At 55.0% G+C, this 18091-nt stretch carries 18 protein-coding genes; 2 read left to right on the top strand and 16 right to left on the bottom strand.

Annotated features, from left to right (window positions below):
- Positions 1 to 73 precede the first annotated feature (73 nt).
- From AC2Q8J_RS07885 to lpxL, 15 genes are all read right to left on the bottom strand, one after another.
- Positions 74 to 1510, bottom strand: a complete 1437-nt coding sequence (locus tag AC2Q8J_RS07885) for a coniferyl aldehyde dehydrogenase (RefSeq protein ID WP_424143197.1) — start codon at positions 1508 to 1510, stop codon at positions 74 to 76.
- Positions 1511 to 1668: 158 nt separating this feature from the next.
- Positions 1669 to 2517 (bottom strand): universal stress protein, encoded by an 849-nt coding sequence (locus AC2Q8J_RS07890; RefSeq protein WP_486452585.1) that lies wholly within the window; start codon positions 2515 to 2517, stop codon positions 1669 to 1671.
- A complete protein-coding gene (locus AC2Q8J_RS07895) occupies positions 2517 to 4010 on the bottom strand; it encodes a SulP family inorganic anion transporter (protein ID WP_486452586.1) in 1494 nt (497 codons plus the stop codon). Before AC2Q8J_RS07895 ends, AC2Q8J_RS07890 begins: the two co-directional genes overlap by 1 nt.
- Positions 4011 to 4188: 178 nt before the next feature.
- Positions 4189 to 5331 (bottom strand): dTDP-4-amino-4,6-dideoxygalactose transaminase, encoded by a 1143-nt coding sequence (rffA, locus tag AC2Q8J_RS07900; protein WP_486452587.1) that lies wholly within the window; start codon positions 5329 to 5331, stop codon positions 4189 to 4191.
- A gap of 64 nt (positions 5332 to 5395) precedes the next feature.
- Positions 5396 to 6097 (bottom strand): NeuD/PglB/VioB family sugar acetyltransferase, encoded by a 702-nt coding sequence (locus tag AC2Q8J_RS07905; protein WP_486452588.1) that lies wholly within the window; start codon positions 6095 to 6097, stop codon positions 5396 to 5398.
- On the bottom strand, positions 6097 to 7176 hold the full coding sequence (locus AC2Q8J_RS07910; RefSeq protein WP_486452589.1) for a TDP-N-acetylfucosamine:lipid II N-acetylfucosaminyltransferase family protein: 1080 nt from the start codon (positions 7174 to 7176) through the stop codon (positions 6097 to 6099). Before AC2Q8J_RS07910 ends, AC2Q8J_RS07905 begins: the two co-directional genes overlap by 1 nt.
- Entirely contained in the window at positions 7173 to 8042 is an 870-nt protein-coding gene (rfbA, locus tag AC2Q8J_RS07915; protein WP_486452590.1) for a glucose-1-phosphate thymidylyltransferase RfbA, read from the bottom strand. Before rfbA ends, AC2Q8J_RS07910 begins: the two co-directional genes overlap by 4 nt.
- Positions 8039 to 9115 carry a dTDP-glucose 4,6-dehydratase gene (gene rfbB, locus AC2Q8J_RS07920; RefSeq protein ID WP_486452591.1) on the bottom strand — a complete coding sequence of 359 codons (1077 nt, stop codon included), beginning with the start codon at positions 9113 to 9115 and terminating at the stop codon, positions 8039 to 8041. Before rfbB ends, rfbA begins: the two co-directional genes overlap by 4 nt.
- A gap of 20 nt (positions 9116 to 9135) precedes the next feature.
- On the bottom strand, positions 9136 to 10071 hold the full coding sequence (locus tag AC2Q8J_RS07925; protein WP_486452592.1) for a glycosyltransferase family 2 protein: 936 nt from the start codon (positions 10069 to 10071) through the stop codon (positions 9136 to 9138).
- Between the two features lie 11 nt (positions 10072 to 10082).
- A complete protein-coding gene (locus AC2Q8J_RS07930; protein ID WP_036256965.1) occupies positions 10083 to 11126 on the bottom strand; it encodes a glycosyltransferase in 1044 nt (347 codons plus the stop codon).
- The gene (locus tag AC2Q8J_RS07935; RefSeq protein WP_374961431.1) at positions 11123 to 11869 is read right to left on the bottom strand and encodes a YrbL family protein; all 747 of its coding nucleotides are present in this window, start codon (positions 11867 to 11869) and stop codon (positions 11123 to 11125) included. Before AC2Q8J_RS07935 ends, AC2Q8J_RS07930 begins: the two co-directional genes overlap by 4 nt.
- The gene (locus AC2Q8J_RS07940) at positions 11866 to 12906 is read right to left on the bottom strand and encodes a glycosyltransferase family protein (RefSeq protein WP_027874910.1); all 1041 of its coding nucleotides are present in this window, start codon (positions 12904 to 12906) and stop codon (positions 11866 to 11868) included. The genes AC2Q8J_RS07935 and AC2Q8J_RS07940 overlap by 4 nt, the downstream gene beginning before the upstream one ends.
- A gap of 100 nt (positions 12907 to 13006) precedes the next feature.
- Entirely contained in the window at positions 13007 to 14155 is a 1149-nt protein-coding gene (locus AC2Q8J_RS07945; RefSeq protein WP_486452593.1) for a glycosyltransferase family 4 protein, read from the bottom strand.
- Complete coding sequence (locus AC2Q8J_RS07950) at positions 14148 to 15071, bottom strand: mitochondrial fission ELM1 family protein (protein ID WP_486452594.1); 924 nt, start codon at positions 15069 to 15071, stop codon at positions 14148 to 14150. Before AC2Q8J_RS07950 ends, AC2Q8J_RS07945 begins: the two co-directional genes overlap by 8 nt.
- 6 nt (positions 15072 to 15077) lie before the next feature.
- The gene (lpxL, locus tag AC2Q8J_RS07955; RefSeq protein WP_204995056.1) at positions 15078 to 15968 is read right to left on the bottom strand and encodes an LpxL/LpxP family Kdo(2)-lipid IV(A) lauroyl/palmitoleoyl acyltransferase; all 891 of its coding nucleotides are present in this window, start codon (positions 15966 to 15968) and stop codon (positions 15078 to 15080) included.
- 148 nt (positions 15969 to 16116) lie between these two features.
- Here lpxL and AC2Q8J_RS07960 point away from each other — a divergent pair, with 148 nt between their 5' ends.
- Both AC2Q8J_RS07960 and rpsT read left to right on the top strand, forming a co-directional pair.
- Positions 16117 to 16491: a diacylglycerol kinase gene (locus AC2Q8J_RS07960; protein ID WP_374961441.1), complete on the top strand. Its 375-nt coding sequence runs from the start codon at positions 16117 to 16119 to the stop codon at positions 16489 to 16491.
- 130 nt (positions 16492 to 16621) lie between these two features.
- On the top strand, positions 16622 to 16894 hold the full coding sequence (gene rpsT / locus AC2Q8J_RS07965; RefSeq protein WP_204995055.1) for a 30S ribosomal protein S20: 273 nt from the start codon (positions 16622 to 16624) through the stop codon (positions 16892 to 16894).
- Between the two features lie 64 nt (positions 16895 to 16958).
- On the opposite strand, the gene proB is transcribed toward rpsT, so the two are convergent.
- Positions 16959 to 18089 (bottom strand): glutamate 5-kinase, encoded by a 1131-nt coding sequence (gene proB, locus AC2Q8J_RS07970; protein ID WP_204995054.1) that lies wholly within the window; start codon positions 18087 to 18089, stop codon positions 16959 to 16961.
- Between the last annotated feature and the right edge of the window lie 2 nt (positions 18090 to 18091).

An 18091-nucleotide genomic window follows, 5' to 3' on the forward strand; every position in this document is an offset into this window, starting at 1 on the left:
ATTTATTGGTTTTCTGGGAAGCACGGGGAGCAGCTAAGCTCCCCTATTGAGACACTGGCTAAATGACGAGCGATCAGCCCTTGAGTTTTAGCAGCAGGTTGTAGAAGCGCGTGGCGAAATTGCCATAGGGTGGGCGCAACCACTCCATCGGTGAGAAACCGGGCTGATAGTAGATCGGACGCAGCTTACTGAAGGTGATAAACCCTTCATAGCCGTGATAGTGACCCATGCCACTGCCGCCCACACCACCAAAGGGCAGATCGTGCTGGGCAAGGTGGAATAGCGCATCGTTAACCGTTACGCCACCCGACATGACCCGCTCAATATACATGTCGGCCAACTCGCGCTTTTTGGTGAAAGGGTAAAACGCCAGCGGGCGGTCATGGGCATTCACGTAGTCGACCACTTCGGACGGGCTGTCGTACTCCAACACCATTAACAGCGGGCCGAAAGTTTCGCGCTGGCGAATGGTCATTTCGGGCGTGGTGTCCAACACCAGGTGCAGCGGCAGTTTTCGCGCCTCGATATTCGCGTCTTGGTCGTTCAGGTTGATGACCGTTGCACCCTTTGAACGCGCATCCTCAAGGGTAGCCTGTAAACGCTGCATTGAGCGGTCGTCAATAATTGAGGTGTAGTCTTGATGATTAATATCAGGGCAGTGCTTGGCAACGTAGCGTTTTGCCTCGTTCACAAAGGCTTCTCGTTGGCTGCTGTGCACGAATACATAGTCGACGTTGGTGCAAATTTGCCCGGCATTGAATTGCTTGATGAACATGATTCGTCCAACGGCTTTTTCAATCGGGTAGTCCGGATCAATCACCGCAGGGGCCTTTCCGCCTAGCTCTAACACCACCGGTGTCAGATTTTGCGCCGCGGCGGCCATCACCGACTTGCCGGTCTGGCCTGAGCCGGTAAACACGAGCAGGTCGAAGGGGATCTTCGAAAATTCGATGCCGACACCGCCGGTTTCATCAAAAAACTGCAGCTTGTCTTCAGCGAAGTACTTGGCGGTCAACTCGCGAAGCAAGGCGCTCAGTGCGCGCGAGTTCTCAGACATTTTCACCATGGCGCGGTTGCCTGCGGCAAAGGCTTGGGCAATGGGCACAAAGCTGAGGTTTACCGGAAAGTTCCACGGTACGATGATTCCCACCACGCCCAAGGGCTGGGGAATGACACGGTTGCGACCGCCGGGAAACATGGTGTGATCGACGTGGCGTTTTTGTACGCGCATCCATTTTTTTAGATGCTTGATCACATCGTTGATGGCATCGGTTACTGCGATGATTTCCGCAAACAAACTCTCGTGACGCGAGCGATTGCCATAATCCTGACAGATCGCATCAATAATCGCTTCGCGGTTGTCGCTAAGCATGCTCTTCAAGCGCTGAAGGTCTTGTTTGCGCTCGCTGTAGTTGGGCACTGGCGCGGCCAGATAGGCCTGGCGCTGTAGGTCGAATGCCTGGTGAAGTGGTGCAGCAATCTCATTGACGGCGGGTTGTATTGCGTTCATAGCCTTCCCCTTGTTTATCGTTTTATCAGGTTTGGCGATCGCACAACGCTTGGTGGCGAGTTTTCACCCTCCAAGTGCGACCGAAATCATCACTTGAGGGCGATGTTACCGCCGAACACACCGCTAGGCGATGTGAAGAGCGGACAGATTCAGCCAGCCTAGCGCAATAGCAGCAGCGGCTTTTGCGTCTTGCTGAGCATTTTTGCCGTAAAGCTGCCCAGCAGCACATCGCGAATGCGGTGGTGGCTGTACGCCCCCATTACGGTGAGATCGATCCCTTCTTTCGCCTGATAACTGATGAGTGCCTCGTCGATCTTTCCCTGCAGCTGCACACTCTCGTGCGCTATGCCCGCCGCCGTTAGTCGGCGACTGCCATCCGCTAAAATCTCCGCCGCCCGTTTGTCGTCGCCAACGTAAACCAGCTTGCAGGGAATGTCTTTGAAGAGCGGGCTGGCGGCCACCATGTCCAGGGCCTTCTGAGACGCCTCGGTGCCGTTGTAGGCAAGCATGACGTTCTTCGGTGCACTAAACGCACTGTTCACCACCAGTACCGGCCGGTGCAAGCCGCGAATAACACTTTCCAAATGCGCACCTAACTGCCCCGCGTGGTGCTCCTCACCGCGCACGCCCATCACCAGCACGCGGATATCCTGCTCGTTCTCAATCAGCGATTCCTGCAGACTGCCGTGACGCTGCCAGCACTCAACCTGCTCCACGCCATCTGCATGCACCCGTTCTTCAGCTGCCTTGAGCATCAATTTGCCCTTCTGCATCAACAGACGGCTGCGCTCCTGCTCAACCCGGATGAGCTCTTCCAGCAGCTCTTCCTGACTGCCAAGGCCAATACTGCCGCTTAAATCGGCCACCGCCGCCTGCGGGCGATGTTCAAGATTGTGCAGCAGCTTAACCGGCGCCTGAACGCGGCTGGCGATCCACGCCGCGTAGTCGCACACGGCGGTGCTAAGTGCGGCGCCATCAATGCAGGCCAAGACATAGTTATCCGTCATCAGTGGGCTCCCAGCACTTTTTCAATTTCTTCGGGTTTGTCGTGAATACCAAAGCGATCGACAATGGTTGCCGTGGCATCGTTTAAGCCAATCAACTCAACCTCTGCACCTTCTCGGCGAAATTTAATAACCACCTTGTCCAAAGCGGCAACGGCAGAAATATCCCAAAAATGGGCGCGACTCAGGTCTATTACCACCTTATCAAGGGCTTCCTTAAAGTCAAAGTTTGCCGCGAAGCGATCCGCTGAGTTAAAGAATACCTGACCGACGACGCGGTAGTTGCGCTGGCCGCCGCCCTCTTTGAGCACGCTGTCCACATACATGAAGTGGCTAACCTTATTGGCAAAGAACAGCGCCGCCAGCAGCACGCCCGTCAGTACCCCGAAGGCCAGGTTATGGGTCCATACCACCACCGCCACGGTGGCGAGCATAATGATGTTGGCCGACAGCGGGTTCGTCTTCAGGCCCTTGATGGAGGACCAGTTAAAGGTGCCGATCGACACCATAATCATTACCGCCACCAGCGCAGCCATCGGAATACGCGACACCCAATCGCTGAGGAAAACCACCATTGTCAGCAACATCGCCCCAGCAAAGAAGGTCGACAAACGGCCTCGGCCACCCGACTTAACATTGATAACCGACTGACCGATCATGGCACAGCCCGCCATACCACCGAGCAAGCCCGAGAAAATATTGGCAATACCCTGGCCTTTACACTCGCGGTTCTTATCGCTGCCCGTATCCGTGAGATCGTCGACGATCGTTGCCGTCATCAGCGACTCCAGCAGCCCCACCACCGCCAACGCGGCCGAGTAAGGAAAGATGATCTGCAGTGTTTCCCAGTTCAGCGGCACGTCTGGCCACAGGAATATAGGCAGCGTGTCGGGCAGCTCACCCATGTCGCCTACCGTGCGAATATCCAAGCCTACCATCAGGCTAAATGCAGTGAGCATCAGGATACATACCAACGGCGACGGAATAACCTTGCCCACTTTAGGCAGTAGTGGGAACAGGTAAATTATTCCCAGACCCGCCGCCGTCATAGCGTAGACATGCCACGTTACGTTAGTGAGTTCGGGCAACTGCGCCATAAAGATCAAAATGGCCAGGGCATTCACAAAGCCGGTGACTACCGAGCGCGATACAAAGCTCATCAGCTGGCCTAGCTTTAGGTAGCCTGCAATGATCTGCAATACCCCGCAAAGCAAGGTCGCGGCTAGCAAATACTGCAAGCCGTACTCCTTAACGAGGGTAACCATCAGCAGCGCCATCGCCCCCGTGGCCGCCGAGATCATCCCCGGGCGGCCGCCGACGATGGCAATGACCACCGCGATACAAAACGACGCATACAGGCCGATTTTGGGGTCTACGCCCGCGATGATGGAAAAAGCGATCGCTTCGGGAATCAGCGCCAGCGCAACCACTAAACCAGCGAGGATATCGGCGCGGATATTGCCGAGCCAGTCTTCTTTTTTCGACAGTAGTAACATGAAAAACTCGATTTCTTTGGGGGTAATTTCAGAGCTGTCGACACAATGGCCGCAGCGAGCCGAAGAGGCATCAAGCCAGCTCCGGCGAGGAATTTTCGGCGATTATACAGAGATTGACCGGGGGCTTCCTCCGGTCATTGTGGGGAAATGTCGCAGCCAGCGGCGGCAGCGGGCGCAGCTATGCGAAGAAGTCATTCACCGCCCGGCAGACCCGGTCGATATCCGCTACCGACATTCCGTAGTACAGCGGCAGGCGCAATAGGCGCTCACTCTCGCTGGTAGTATAGCGATCGGCGCCATGAAAACGGCTGTATTGACTGGCGGCATCGGCAGAGTGCAGCGGCACATAGTGGAAAACAGCGAGGATGCCTTGAGCCTTTAAATGTGACAGCAGTTGCCCGCGCTGTGCCAGGTCAGCCACCTTCAGATAAAACATATGGGCGTTGTGATCACAATGAGAAGGAATCGTCGCCAAACTGACCACCCCCTTCTGAGCCAGCGGCGCTAGCAATTCGTAATATCGCTGCCAACTTTGCAAGCGATGTTCGGTGATTTGCTCAACGCGCTCTAATTGCCCCCACAGGTAGGCAGCCTGCAGCTCACTGGGCAAATAACTGCTGCCGACATCCACCCAGGAATACTTGTCGACCTCGCCGCGAAAAAATTGACTGCGGTTAGTCCCCTTTTCTCGAATAATCTCCGCGCGTTGCGCAAATTTCTCGTCGTTAATGATAAGCAGGCCGCCTTCGCCGCCGCTCGTCACATTCTTGGTTTCATGGAAACTGAAAGCAGATAGATGCCCGTGGGTGCCGACAGCTTGGCCGCAGAAGCGCGACTGCACGGCTTGAGCCGCGTCCTCAACCACATACAATTGATAGCGCGCCGCCAGATCCATAATGGCATCCATCTCACAGGCAACACCGGCATAGTGAACGGGGACAATCGCCCGCGTTTTTTCCGTAATCGCGGCTTCGATCAACGTCTCATCAATATTCATGGTATCCGGGCGCACATCGACGAAGACGATTCTAGCCCCGCGCAGGGCAAAAGCATTCGCGGTACTAACAAACGTGTAGCTAGGCATAATAACTTCATCGCCTGGCTGAATATCGATTAGCAACGCCGCCATTTCCAAAGCATGCGTGCAAGACGGCGTAAGCAGCGTCTTTGGCACTGCTAAGCGTTCTTCAAACCATTGCTGGCACCGCTTACCAAACTGGCCATCGCCGGATATTTTGTCGCTGGCCATTGCCTGCATCACATACTGCTGCTCATTGCCTGTGAGCGGCGGCTTATTAAACGGAAGACTTTCTTTTTCCACGCTAGCAAAACCTCACTGTGGCGGGTTAACTAAAATTTGCTGAGTCTCGACATCGCAAACCAATCTACTTAGCAAAGAAGCGCGTTTCGGCATCATTTTGAACGACCGGGCGAATAACTCGAGCGGGCACCCCGGCTACCACAACGCCATCGTCAATATCCTTTGTCACCACCGCGCCAGCGCCGACAAAAACACTCCTGCCAATGCGAAGATCAGGTAAAACGGTCGCATTGGTGCCAATCGTAGAATAGCTCCCTATCTCAACACGGCCGGCAATCGAAGCGCCGCCCATCACGTGCACACCATCACCCAGGAGGCACTCATGGTCCACCGTGGAATTGGTGTTCAATATGCAATACCGTCCGAGCGACGAGAACTTATGCACCACTGCGCCGGGCATCGCCTGCACGCCCTCGCCAAGGGACGAAACATCGTCAAAAATAGCGTATCGGCTAATGAGTGACAGGGGCTTCAAGCCCTCGGACATCAAGCACTCAGAAATCGTATATCTTGCATAGCCGTTTTCGCCGCCAATACAAACAACAAAATGACTGCTTTGCGCAAGGAGAAAAGAAAGCTCTTCCCCATTTGAGTATAGTGGGCAGTCTGCAGCGAAGTTGAGAGTAGAGATGTAGGGGTCGAAAATACCTACAAGCGACGCCCTGTCACCATAGAGCTCTTCAATCATGCGCATGACAATTCGCGCCTTGCTCCCGCCACCCCATATCAAAATTCGCAGCTGATCCGCCTGCACACTACCTGTCATTATCTGCGCTCACTTTTTTGGGTTACAAAAAGCTGTTGATACTGCAACACCAGCTTCTCCTTAGAAAAAAAATCAGCGATTACTGACTCGTTCCTTTGCGCTTCATTTGTATCTAAGGCATCTAGGCTGAAGCATTCAACATCAAACACCTTCGCACCGATATCGGCAAGAAACTCCCAGGTTGTAATATCTGAGCGTATATACACCTTTTTCTTCATGCCAAGCAACGAGACAATATTCCCCATAGCCTGCTGCCTTCGATGGTTGAAAATCGCCACGTCCACCTGAGCAAGCAGGTGGATGTAATCGTCAAATGCCATAAAGTCGGTAATCGCTTCGAATTTATCGCCAAACAAGCGGCGTCCTTCAATAATCACCGACTCCGCATATTTTTTGTTCCCGTATGAAAGAGGCACAACCACCCGAATATTGTGCGCAGAGAACGGCGCTAGCCGTGTAAAGGCATCGAGGTGCTCATTGCGTTTATCTGCGGAGTTACCGACCAAGATAACCACTTCGCCACCCCTTTTGTCAGCATCGACAAGGGAGAGCGGCTTATAGAGATTACTCGGGTACATTAGGCAGCTGTACGACTGTCCCGAAGCGCCATACCACTCCCTGGCCAATGCAATATCGCCATCAATATAGCTAACGAGGTGGCCGATGCGACGAATAACAAATGCCCGCACGCGCTCAAAAATATTTGCACGTACGCTGCGTTTGCGGAAGATAAAATGATAGAGGTCAGCCCCCCACATAATCCAATAGCACTTCTTGAGCACCCAATATTGCAGTGCCAGTATTTTAACGAGGTCTTTGGCAAACAAACCGTGTAGAAATATCTTCTCGGCAGACTTGAACTCGGTGTAATAAAGTTTAAGCAAGGCAATGCGGCCTATCGATTTAGGCACCAGGACAACATTTTCACGCGCTTTGACGACAAACTTATCGTCCTCCCGAATTATAAATCGGTGCTCACTGCTATCGAAATGCTGCTCAACGAAATCGATGAAAGGCTCGGTAAACTTCTGAGCATTCATACAGTGAACGATGCGCGCTGCGCCACTAGCCGTGCTCATTCATGCTCCAGCAGCGACAGCAGGTAGTCACCATATCCACTTTTTCCCAGAGACTGCCCCAAGCGTTCAATATCCTGACTGCTCAGCCAGCCGCGAAAATACGCGATTTCTTCTAAGCAGGCGATCTTGTAGCCCTGCCGCGACTCAATGGTTTCAACGAAGTGCGCCGCCGCCAACAAACTGTCATGGGTACCGGTGTCTAGCCAGGCAAAGCCGCGCCCCAATAACTCGACTTGAAGATCCCCACGCTCGAGGTAAACATTGTTGACGCAGGTAATTTCCAGTTCACCGCGCTCAGAAGGTTCTATCTGCTTGGCAATATCCACCACATCATTGTCGTAAAAATACAAGCCGGTAACCGCAAAGTGACTCTTCGGCTTTTGCGGCTTTTCTTCTATCGACAGCGCCCGCCGCTGCTCATCAAACTCAACAACACCAAAACTCTGAGGGTCTTTAACTTGATAGCCAAATACGGTTGCGCCTTTGCCTCGCGCAGCCGCGGACTCAAGCATTGGCCGAAACCCTTGGCCATAGAAAATATTATCCCCGAGCACTAAGCATACGCTGTCATTGCCTATAAATTGCTCGCCAATAATAAGCGCCTGCGCCAAGCCCTCCGGTTTCGCCTGTACTGCATAGCTCAGGTGAATGCCAAAATCACTGCCATCACCCAACAAGCGCTGAAATGATGATTGATCTTCAGGGGTAGTGATGATCAAGATGTCACGAATTCCCGCCAGCATTAACACCGATAGCGGATAATAAATCATCGGCTTGTCATAGACTGGCAGGAGCTGCTTAGACACCCCTTTAGTAATCGGGTGCAATCGGGTGCCGCTGCCCCCGGCTAATACGATCCCCTTCATGAAACGTCTCCGTCTCCAACGCCTAAGCGTTGCCTCTGATAGCTACCGTCCTGAACACGCTGGCACCACTGCGTATTTTGCAAGTACCAATCTATAGTCTTGTTCAGGCCACTTTCAAAACTCTCTACCGGCACCCAGCCCAACTCGCGCTCGATTTTGCCTGCATCGATGGCGTAGCGCTTATCATGGCCAGGACGGTCGGTAACAAAACAAATCAACTGACGATAACTGGCGACACCTGGGGGGTGTTGCGGGCACTTTGCATCAAGCAAATCACAAATACGCTCCACCACCTCAAGGTTCGTTTTTTCATTGTGGCCACCGATGTTGTAAGTCTGGCCAACCGCTCCCTTTGTGAGCACCGTCACCAGTGCTCGGGCGTGATCTTCCACATACAACCAGTCCCGCACTTGATCGCCCTTGCCATATATCGGTAGCGCCTTTCCTTCCAGCGCATTAAGAATCACCAGCGGGATCAATTTCTCTGGGAAGTGATATGGGCCGTAGTTATTAGAGCAATTCGTCAGCATAACGGGCAGGCCGTATGTGCGACCCCAGGCGCGCACTAGGTGATCAGAGCTCGCTTTACTCGCTGAATAAGGCGAGCTAGGGGCATAGGGCGTCTGCTCTGTAAACAACTCTTCTGGTCCTTCGAGGTCGCCGTAAACCTCGTCGGTAGATATGTGATGAAAACGGAACGCCGGTTTGCGTTCTTCGTCTAGGCCAGACCAATAGCCGCGCACGGCCTCGAGCAGCTGGTATGTACCAACGATATTGGTTTCGATAAATGCTGCAGGGCCATCTATCGAACGGTCGACATGGCTCTCCGCCGCCAAGTGCATTACCGCGTCAGGCTGATGTTCTCGAAGTACCCCCGCCATCGCCTGGCCATCACAAATATCGAGTTTCTCAAACTGGTAACGCGGATTTTGTTCTGCACCGGGCAGTGATTCTAGATTGCCCGCGTAAGTTAGTTTGTCGACATTGACGACGCTGTGATCAGTGTTTGCTAGCAGGTGCCTCACAACAGCCGAACCAATAAAACCAGCGCCGCCGGTGACCATTATTTTCATCGTCGTTTCTCGTCTAGGGCCTATGCCCCTTCAATTTTCTGGTAGCTGTCGGTGGTTGCCCCCATCAGCCCACTCAACACCCCTGCATTTCGGGACATTTTCATCAGCGCCTTGTAGTACGCCACGCGCTGAAACAGTACAGCGGATAGCAATATCAGCAGGCCGTTTAGCACGACTTGGAAAGTCGCCGACAGCAACAAACCCACCGCCGAACGGCCGGCTTCGCGTTTTCGCCGAGACAAGGTGATACCCGCGCGATATTTTCGTTTCGCTAACCAACGGCTGCTCAACCTTGATGTAGGGATCTCTTCATGAACACGCGCCTCTGCGCACTCAAAAATTTCCACGCCACGCTCTACCGCCGCACAGAAAAAAAGGGTATCGGTGCCGCCAGCCAGCGGGCGACTCTCATCAAAGCGCAGGCCCAGCTCTTGGGTCACATAAATCGGTATCAGCACATTGTTTGTGGCGCAACTGCCCAGTGCTGTACCCGTTGGGCGCCCTTTATCAAAAAAGATCTCCCCCATATATTGGGGTGCCCCTTGCGGCAGCTCGGGCACTACCGCGCCGTGCACAACGGCTTTGCCACCGAGCGACAGAGCATAGCGGTAAAGTTCACATAGCCAATCGGACTCCACCCATTCGTCATCGTCGATAAATACCAAATAGTGGGCACCGAGCTGATGGGCAACATCTATAGCCCGATTGCGAGCAAGCGGGATACCCCGCTGAGGCTCGTGCTCATAATGCAGCGCAACACCCAGTTTGGTTTGCCAATCGCGACATACCGTTTTTGCAGACTGCTGAGGGTCGTTATCAATAACGCTGACGATAACCTCCGTCCCCTCGGGAGAAGCCATCGCCGCAATACTGGCCAACGCCTTCGCCAGCAGCTTTGGCCGCTGGCAGCTGCAGATGGCAATGTTAATTCGCACTACGCTGGTGTCAGTCATCATCTGCAAGCCTGTTAGCGCTGCTCAGCAATGCGGCGGTAAAAATCGAGGTAGGCATCCACGATGACCTGGCGGCTGTATGTTGTGGCATAAACCTGCGTCGCATTTTCTACCAGCCTCTCGCGAAGCGCTGCATCTGTCAGCGCAAGGTTCATCGCTTCACTAAGCTGGCCGACGTCGTCAATATCCGTCAGTAAACCCGAGTAGTCATGTTCAATTACCTCGCCGGGGCCCTGAGAGCGGGTGGCGATAATTGGGCAGCGATGGGCAAAAGATTCCATCACGATCGAGCCCAGACCTTCATGTCGCGAGGGGCAAATAAAGGCATCGACGCTGCGCATAAGCGCAGTAACATCATTCCGCCAGCCCAAAAAGCGAACACGCTTATCCAGCCCCAGTTCACTGCACAGCGACTTTAAGGCCTGCTCTTCCGGGCCGCTGCCAGCCAGCCACAAGACTGCGTCGGGCACATTAACCAATGCGCGCAGCAGGGTATCAAAGCCCTTGTTTACGTGGAGACGCCCTGCAGCGAGTAACAATGGAACATCAGCAGGCGTGTCAAAGCTGTCTCGCGGCAGAGGCTCGACCGGGGTTTCATCGGCGAAATTGGGAATGTGAACCACACGCTCCTCCGGCATTCCCCCCTCGATCAGGTGCTGGCAAATTCCTTTGCTGATCCCCACCCAGTAGTCAGCCTGCTGGTAATACTTCAGTTTGTAATAATGGCCGAGCCGGTTCACCAGTACGTAATCACCCTTTGGCGTTGCATCGCTGGCGCGCCCCATCCAGGTCATGACCACGTCTGGCTTGAAAGCACGCAGACGACGTCGATACACCCAGGCGTCGTAAAAATCGAATTTACCACCAAATCGAAAGCCCTCTGCTTCCACGCCCTGGCTACGCAGGGCGTCCAGGCGGTGAGCATGGCGGCGAATAAAAGCGCGCTCGTGAATACTGCCCGATGCCTGCAGTGCGGCACTCAAGCGTACAAAAAAGTTTTCGGCACCGCCGTGCTCGGCGCCCGCTAGGACTTGGGCGATGCGCAGGGATCCACTCATGATGCGTCAGGGTCCTTCATATTTGTCGACGAGGGCACAGCCTCGTTCTGGCTGAGCCCATCGTGAAACAGCAAGCCATGGGTGCCAGGGAAGCTGTCTCGACTTCGGGTTTGAATCAGAGTGTCTATTCTCTGGTGGAAGTTATCGATTTTCCGCTGCGTCTTTTTCTGCTGCAGTGCTCTTGGCTGCCACCGCAGCGGAATGAGGTTGGAACTACCGAGGCCGTCAATCACAACCAGCCGGCGAATATTCTCGCCAGCCTCGCTAACGTCGCGCTGCACGACAACATTGTGAACAAGAATATCGCGCGACGGCACGCAATGCGCGAGCCAATGCTTGCAAAGCACGTCAACCGCGGCCTGGCAGTCTGGCGTATAACCACGCTCCCAGACATATTGTTTCAGGGTAATGGAAATGCGCCCATCACTGTCGCGAATGAGTTCCGAGCTAAGGCCCCTCCCCATATCGGTGTCGACAAAGCCAAAGCAGCGACTAACGTGGTCGAAAATACTCTCCGGATAGTGGCGCTCAAAGCCCTGCATAACGTGAAACTCTTCCAAACTGTCATCAAAACTAGACAGTGGCTTGAGGTTCTTGGGAAAACCCTTTTTTCGACGACAATCCTCGAGCGTGAAGTCGGGGCGCCTCACTTTAATACAGCGATCGGCATCAGCGGGGTCGATAAAGCACAGTCGATTCCCGCCCTGTGCAAAGGGTTTCTGCGAGCTCAGCGCAATTGTCATTTCATCGACCCGTCGAGGTGGATATCCCGCGCCCACACATAGTCATGGCTGAAGGGGATTCCCATACTGGCTTCAACGATATATTGAGCATAGAGCCGTGAATTCATTTCCTGGTGATAGAACTGCCGCGCCCGTGATGCCCAGTGCTGTCGTTTAGCATCGTCAAAATGAAACTCGCGAATTTTCGCCAGCAGATCATCTTCATCATTAAAATAAACGGCGGACTCTTCGGGAAGAAGCTCGTCGAAGCGCGGGCCACTGTGGGTGAACTGCAAAATGCCATTGCCCGCCAACTGCGCCATTCGCGCGGATGAATACCAATAGTCACCCTCTTGGCGGTTCAGGTTTAGCCCCATTTTTGTTTCGGCTAAGGCGCGATCGTAGTCGCGCCCCCACACCGGCGCCTCGCCAAAACTGCCATAGGTTTTGAAATTCATTTGGTCTTTTACCGCCTCTTTTATACGGCCGACCATTTCAAGACGCTGGGTAAATTTGGTGGCATTACTACAGAACAACAAATCGATGGGCAGATCAGTTTTCCGCGAGTTATCCAACACCTCAACGGAAGCTTCCACGGGGTTAGGCATGTGATAAAGCCGCGCACCAATGCCTTCAAATTGTTTGAGCTCGCGCCGACCCGTAGAGACGAAAACGGCATCGCTAACCGAGGCGCGCGAAGCGATACGCTCAACATTGCTGGGCACAAACAGCGGGTCATTATTGCAGTGGGCAATAAAGCAATTCGGGGCGAGTTTTTTCACCTCTCGCAGAGTGTCGTTACTGATCATGTCGCAATGACCGGCGATGACAAGGTCGGGCTCCATCGCATCGACCATCTCCAGCAAGCGCTTGTTGGCCTTGCCCACCCCCAGATCGCGAATGCCCAGGGGCGCCTCAAAGGCAGCGATATCTCGGTCGCTGAACGTTTGCAGGTAGTGATCGTTCTTAATCAGACCAAAGCTGAGTTTCTGCGCCCAACTCACCCGAGTCTGGCCGTAGCGGCGCAGCTGTTGATAGGCGATGTGCAGTACTCTCATAGTTATCTCGTTCTTGTCATTGTTGCGCGGCATTGCTGCCAGGGAGTGCCGCCCTGGAGCGGCCGACTATATCACCACCACCTCGCGGCGTCAGGGCGCGCTAGTGGGCAGAATTGCCAAGTAATTGCTCGTACACATTCAGGGTACTGGCCACTTGGTGATCCAAATAGTATTCAGGCGGCAGACTAATCTGATTGTCGGCCTCTAACAAATCGGCAACACGCGCCGCAAACGCCACCACATCGTCGGCAGGGACGAGCCCCTGACGAAAACCGGCGTTCAGTGACTCACTTGCGCCACCGCGGTCATAGGCTACCACCGGCGTACCGCAGGCGAGGGACTCTGGCACCGTGCGACCGAAGGGTTCTTCTTTATTAGAAAGATGACAAGTAACAGCAGCCAAGCGATAGAAATTGGCAATATCACTGCGGTGACCAACAAAGGTGACGGCCTCGGTGAGCCCCAGCGACTCACGCATGGCAAGCAGTTCTTCCAAATAGTGCTGCTTGCCGGGCTCGGCATCTCCCACCACCACCCCGTGGACATCCGGACGCAAGCTCACTAAACGGGCCATCATTTGCAGGAAGGCCTCTTGTCCCTTCCACCGCGACAGCCGCCCCGGCATTAATATTATCGGTTTGCCATTGAGCTGCGGATACTCCGAAAGCAACGCCTCCAACCACTGACCATCGGCATCCTGACGAACGAAGGCCTCGGCGTCCAAGCCCCGCGGAATCAGCGTTATCTTGCTTTCGGGAATCTGGTAATTATCGACCATGTAGCGTTTAACGCAATGTGAGATGGCAATGCAATGCTCCGCCTTTGCCATAATGGCACTGTAGGCGTTTACCGAATACATGCCGTGAAACGTGCTCACCAAGCGGGGGCGGCTAGCCGGGTCCATCTTTCGCCACGCCAACCAGGCTATCCAGGCCGGCACACGCGAGCGCACATGGATCACATCCGCCTGCAGTGTTTCCAGCAATCGCCGCAGCGGCCGAACCTGCCACAGCGAGCCCAGAGACTTGCGATGAATGGGCATGGCAATATGCTGGCTGCCTTCGGCCTCTAGCTGCTCGACCATGCGGCCACCGTGAGAAATGACTACCGATTGATGGCCCAGACGAACCAACTCTCGCGCAAATTCGACGGTACCACGCTCAACGCCGCCGGAATTTAGCGCGGGCAGCAACTGCACGACCTTGAGCACGCGGGGGCTCGCTTCAGTCTCGTTAACCGCATCAAGCATGTTTTTTTCCTTCTAAGGTGTTGAGCAGCCAATCGGCGGCACGATCTGCCTCCCAAACCTGTTCAGCAGGGGGTGGCAATGGCTCGCCAGCGGACCAAGACTCATACCCCTTGGCCAGACCTGCCGCCAGCACGCTCGCCATACTTCGCGTTACCCGCGAATCTCGCAATGGTGGGAGCGCTAACAAGCCGGTCGGCACCGCCGAGGTAATACTCTCGTAGACCATCGACACGCTGTCGCGACTGACCCAGGCCTCGGCAACTGCGGCTAACTGCGCTCTCAGCCACCCGGGTGGGCAATCACTGAAGGGCAGGGTATCTATATTAGCCACCGCCTCTGACGCCAATGCTTCCAGTAGGCCGGGCGGAGTACGCGGCGAGTCTGATACGGTCCAATGCAAGTCTGAGCGCCCGTTGGCAATCGCCAGCACCTGCGCTAATACTGCGTCGTTATCCCAGGCGAAGTGTTTGTTTACCCCGCCCAATACAATCAAGCCACGCCGCTTATCCCTATTTTCAAAAGTCGGCTGCATAACATTGAGCACGCCCCTGGTAACCAGTATTTTCGGTGATACCGGCGGCGCATCATGCTCGGGAATAATCGCGGCATCAAATAAGCATCGCGGCAGACTGGGCTTCATTAATACCAAAGAGCGAGCGCCGCTCACCTTCGCGGTCCACAGCAGGGGCAGGTGACAACGACTCCCGGCGGCCACCACCCAATCGGGGAGCGAGCTGGCAGCGAACTGCCCGCAAAGCCCGCTGCGGCCAGCCTTGCGAAACCCCTGCTGAGAAATATCCAACCAGTGAATTTGGCACGGTACTTTTGCCTCGAGCCGCTCGGCAAGCCCGCGCAACTGATTTAGGTGGCCGGGGCGCCCGTCAGTGATAAACCACAATCGCAAAGTCGTCGCCATAGGGCCTCAATACACCTTCGCAGCGCCTTCGGGGCGCGTTTTGAAACGGCGATGGACCCACATATACTGCTCCGGCGCTCGGCGAATATTCTCTTCAATCACAGCGTTCACCGCCCGCGCATCGGCATCGGGATCGCCACTGGGAATATTTTCCAGCGGAATGGCCTCCAGGCGAATTCGGCGCCCTTTCTCTAAGCGCTGTTGGTCGATATATACCACTTTCGCGCGCCCACCCTTAGCCAGGGTAGACGTCGCCACGGTAGTGGCGGCAGGGTTATTGAAAAACTCAACAAATGCCGCCGACTTGCGGCCGTAATCTTGATCCGGCAGGTAGAACAGCCGGTTCCCTTTGCGAAGGGATTTTAGTGCGCGTTTAAAATCGCGCCGGTGAATCGGCTCACCATAACGCCCGCGCGCTCGACTCAAAATCCACTCGATCACCGGGTTCTTTTGCTTGCGATAGAACGAGTCAGAACGCTTACTGCGCGCAATTAAGGCTGCGCTCAAATCGATAAAGGTGAAATGCGCGCCCAATACGATGACGCCCTGGTCGTCGCCGTCGAGATGCTCTTCACCGACGAATTCCAACTCGACGCCCAGCTTGTCAATTGGGGTAAACCACGTTCGCAGCATTTCGAGCAAACCGATACCCTGATCCTGCATGGTTTTTTTGAGCAGGCGACGACGTTCCGCCTCGGTAAGTTCCGGAAAACACAGCGCCAGATTTCGCGCGGCAACATGGCGTCGACCACCGGCAAAATAGTAAAACAAACTGCCCAGCAGCTTGCCGACAAGGTAGTTCAATCGCTGAGGCAACTTTGCCAGCACGAACATAAATGCCACACCCAGCCAGGTTGGCCAGTAGCGCGGATGTAAGAGTTGTCTCTGAATTGTCATCGTCCTGCTATTACACTGTGTCTTCTCGGCAGGCGGTTCTACCGGAGCTCGCGCGCCTACGCCCTTATATAACAGCCCTGCATAAGCATAGCGCTGAGTATTGTACACCGATTGAGACACAGACCTGGCTAACAGCTGTGAAATTACCATGATGAATAAGCCCGGCCGACACGGCCTCTGGCGACTGATTGACGCCACTCTCTATTCTCGCAAGGGGCTCGCCGCCGCGTGGCGCCATGAAGAGGCCTTCAGACAAGAGTGCATGCTGGCCGCCATTCTGCTACCCGCAGCGTTTTGGCTGGGGGAAAATGCGATCGAGCGCAGCCTGCTCATTATCCCGGTTTTGCTGGTCTTGATCGTCGAGCTGATAAACTCGGCGATAGAAGCAGCGATAGACCGTATTGGCACCGATCGCCACCCACTCTCTGGGCAGGCCAAAGATATCGGTTCAGCCGCCGTGATGATTAGTCTGATGCTTTGCGTAACGTGCTGGGGCCTGCAGATCGTCGAGCGATTGCGCTGAGGGCCAGGCGGCCTCACCTTCCCTCGCAAATAATCCCCAGCCAAGCCCCGTTTTCCCTTGACATAGGCGGCGCAAAACTGAATAATCCACGGCCTAAATTTTCAGCGCAAGTTCTAGAGGAGTAATAAGGGTGGCAAATTCCCCGCAAGCAAGAAAACGCGCACGTCAGGCGGAGAAACGTCGCACTCATAACGCCAGTCTGCGCTCAATGGTTCGCACTTACCTGAAGAAGGTTATTGCTGCAATCGAGTCTGGCGACCAAGAAGCGGCAAAAGCAGCCTACGCAGCCGCAGTACCTGTTCTTGACCGCACTGCCGACAAAGGCATTTTCCACAAGAACAAAGCTGCTCGTCATAAGAGCCGCCTGAACGCTCGCATTAAAGCCATGGGCGAAGCTGCGTAAAACCAGCAAGCCAGGCATAAAAAAACCCGCTTTATGCGGGTTTTTTTATGCCTGGCATTTTCGGTTACGACATCACGACCATATTATCGCGGTGGATCAGCTCCGGCTCAGCCAAATAACCCAAAATCTCGGCGATCTCAGCAGTCGGCTTGCCAGCAATTCGAACAACCTCGTCCGCACGGTAATTAACCAAGCCCCGCGCAACCTCCCTACCTTCCGCATCAATACAGCTCACCAAATCACCGCGCTCAAACTGCCCCCGAGCGGCAACCACTCCAACAGAAAGGAGACTGCGCCCCTGTTGGCGCAATACCCGCGCCGCGCCGTCATCCACCACAACACTGCCACGCAGCCGCAACTGCCCCGCCAACCATTTCTTGCGTGCCGTCATCGGCGGCTCCTTGGCAAGCAACAAAGTACCCAGCGCCTCCCCCGACAGGGCGCGGGACAGCACATCGGGCTCACGCCCGCCCGCTATCAGGGTATTTGCACCCGAGCGCGCCGCCAAACGCGCCGCCCGCAACTTGGTCATCATACCGCCACGCCCCAAACTCCCGGCACTGCCACCGACCATCGCATCCAGAGACTTATCGGCAGCATCGGCTTCACTGACAAGCTCAGCCTCGGGGTTGTAGCGGGGGTCACTGCTATACAGGCCGCTCTGGTCCGTCAGGATCAGCAGCGCATCAGCATCAATTAAGTTGGCAACCAGCGCAGCCAAGGTGTCATTGTCACCAAAGCGGATTTCATCGGTCACCACGCTATCATTTTCGTTGACGATCGGCAGCACGGAAAGCCCCAGCAGGGTCAACAAGGTGCCCCGAGCATTCAAGTAGCGATCCCGCGCGGAAATATCGTCATGCCCCAACAGGATTTGCGCCGTCTGTAAGCCGTGCTCTCGGAATCGCGCCTCGTAAGCCTGAACCAAGCCCATCTGCCCCACAGCCGCCGCTGCCTGCAGGTGATGCAGGTCCTCTGGGCGGCGCGACCACCCGAGACGGGTCATTCCCTCGGCTACCGCCCCGGAAGACACCAGCACAATCTCACAGCCTTTTGCTCGCAGACCCGCTATCTGCGCCACCCAGGCGTCCAGGCCTTCAACGCAGAGCCCCTGACCATCGTTGGTAAGCAATGCCGAACCGATCTTTACAACAATACGCGTCGCACGCGAGAGCTGCTGCCGTCCCTCTGTCACGC

Source organism: Spongiibacter sp. C9W (assembly GCF_057370015.1).

Coding starts and splice junctions, on each gene's coding strand:
- AC2Q8J_RS07895 (WP_486452586.1), bottom strand. CDS start 4,010: ATGTTACTACTGTCGAAAAAAGAAGACTGGCTCGGCAATATCCGCGCC.
- lpxL (WP_204995056.1), bottom strand. CDS start 15,968: ATGACAATTCAGAGACAACTCTTACATCCGCGCTACTGGCCAACCTGG.
- AC2Q8J_RS07945 (WP_486452593.1), bottom strand. CDS start 14,155: ATGCTTGATGCGGTTAACGAGACTGAAGCGAGCCCCCGCGTGCTCAAG.
- AC2Q8J_RS07890 (WP_486452585.1), bottom strand. CDS start 2,517: ATGACGGATAACTATGTCTTGGCCTGCATTGATGGCGCCGCACTTAGC.
- AC2Q8J_RS07935 (WP_374961431.1), bottom strand. CDS start 11,869: ATGACAATTGCGCTGAGCTCGCAGAAACCCTTTGCACAGGGCGGGAAT.
- AC2Q8J_RS07930 (WP_036256965.1), bottom strand. CDS start 11,126: ATGAGTGGATCCCTGCGCATCGCCCAAGTCCTAGCGGGCGCCGAGCAC.
- AC2Q8J_RS07885 (WP_424143197.1), bottom strand. CDS start 1,510: ATGAACGCAATACAACCCGCCGTCAATGAGATTGCTGCACCACTTCAC.
- rfbB (WP_486452591.1), bottom strand. CDS start 9,115: ATGAAAATAATGGTCACCGGCGGCGCTGGTTTTATTGGTTCGGCTGTT.
- AC2Q8J_RS07925 (WP_486452592.1), bottom strand. CDS start 10,071: ATGATGACTGACACCAGCGTAGTGCGAATTAACATTGCCATCTGCAGC.
- AC2Q8J_RS07910 (WP_486452589.1), bottom strand. CDS start 7,176: ATGAGCACGGCTAGTGGCGCAGCGCGCATCGTTCACTGTATGAATGCT.
- AC2Q8J_RS07940 (WP_027874910.1), bottom strand. CDS start 12,906: ATGAGAGTACTGCACATCGCCTATCAACAGCTGCGCCGCTACGGCCAG.
- rfbA (WP_486452590.1), bottom strand. CDS start 8,042: ATGAAGGGGATCGTATTAGCCGGGGGCAGCGGCACCCGATTGCACCCG.
- AC2Q8J_RS07960 (WP_374961441.1), top strand. CDS start 16,117: ATGATGAATAAGCCCGGCCGACACGGCCTCTGGCGACTGATTGACGCC.
- AC2Q8J_RS07950 (WP_486452594.1), bottom strand. CDS start 15,071: ATGGCGACGACTTTGCGATTGTGGTTTATCACTGACGGGCGCCCCGGC.
- AC2Q8J_RS07905 (WP_486452588.1), bottom strand. CDS start 6,097: ATGACAGGTAGTGTGCAGGCGGATCAGCTGCGAATTTTGATATGGGGT.